The organism is Candidatus Manganitrophaceae bacterium (assembly GCA_012960925.1).
Classification (GTDB): domain Bacteria; phylum Nitrospirota; class Nitrospiria; order SBBL01; family JAADHI01; genus DUAG01.
The window spans coordinates 1-1,330 of record DUAG01000008.1 but is presented as its reverse complement, the minus strand read 5'-3'; the positions used below and the strand labels follow the sequence as shown (position 1 = coordinate 1,330).

The following is a 1,330-nucleotide window of genomic DNA, read 5'->3' as shown; positions in this document are numbered from 1 at the left end:
CGCGGCGCGGCCCGTGTCGGCTACCACAAATTTCCCTGGGGCTGGTATACGCGAAGCGATCTGAAAAAACAGATCAAGGAGTTCGACCCGGATTGTATGTCGATCCATATGGCTTATCCCACGGGCTACTATCTCGATGGCCTGATACCTGGCTGTCCCTATGTGATCACGTGCCATGGAGGAGATCTCACCAAGTTTGACTGGGGCTTCAGGCAGAAATACGAAATTGAGTCTGTTTTGCGGAGTGCTCTCGAGAATTGCAGCGGGGCGATTGCTATCAGTTCGTTTGCCCGACGACTGATGGAGGAAATCGGTGTGAGTCAGGATCAGATCGTCGATATTCCAAACGGCGTCGATCTCGAAAGGTTTCGTCGCTCAAGCCAGTTTGTTCTAAAAAGTCACTTCAATCTAGATCAAAGCAAGCGCGTGATCTTGAGCGTCGGCCGAGAGCATCCGCAGAAAGCTTACGCTGCGGGTATTAGGGCATTTTCTGCGGTGGCCGAGAAGTTTCCGGAAGCGCATTATTTGCTGGTCGGAAAAGGTACGGCCACAAACCAGGACCTGTGCGATGAGCTCAATATCAGTGACCGTGTCACGTTCTGTGAAGGTCTGTACGGAGAGAACCTGGTCGGCGTTTATCAACAGGCCGATATCTTTTTTTCCCCGTCCATTTGGGAGATGATGCCGTTGGTTGTTCTAGAAGCGATGGCAGCTGGCCGGCCGGCGGTGGTGACAAATGTCAGCGGGAGTCAGGACCTGGTCAACTCGGGGAAAAATGGATTGGTCGTCGAAGCCGGTGACATCGCGGGCATGAGCGAAGCTCTGGGGAAAGTTTTGGGTGATGAAAATCTTCGAGAATCCTTTTCTCGATCGATGCTGGAGTCTGCGGAGGGGTATTCGTGGGACCGAATCAGCCGGCTTTACCTAGGGGCGTGCTTCGGTCAAGATTGATTCGGGATGAGAGGGAAGAAAATCTTGCCGGATTTCGAGCCCTCTGGGAAACGAGGGATGCGACACTTTTCCATTGGCAGAGTCACCGCTTACGCGTTTGAGATTGAGACTTGGGTCCAGGGGACATGACTACTTTTCGGGTAGGAGAAATCCGTGACCGTCCAATCCATTGAGGGGTTTCCAGGTTTGTCATGATCTACGTCGTTCTCGGGATGCATAAATCTGGAACAACGCTTGTATCCCAGACTCTTCATCGCTCTGGGATCGATATGGGCGACGGTTTTGAGGTGGCAGGGAACTATGACACAGGCAATCAGTGGGAGAGACGGGAAGCCTTCCTGATCAATCTCGATCTCATGCGATGCACCGAGAGTGAGTA

The 1,330-nt window shown here is 52.6% G+C and carries 1 protein-coding gene; it reads left to right on the top strand.

Going from position 1 to position 1,330, the window contains the following annotated elements; translation table 11 throughout:
- A partial coding sequence (locus EYQ01_01145) for a glycosyltransferase family 1 protein (protein HIE64422.1) occupies positions 1 to 951 on the top strand: 951 nt, incomplete at its 5' end.
- Between the last annotated feature and the right edge of the window lie 379 nt (positions 952 to 1,330).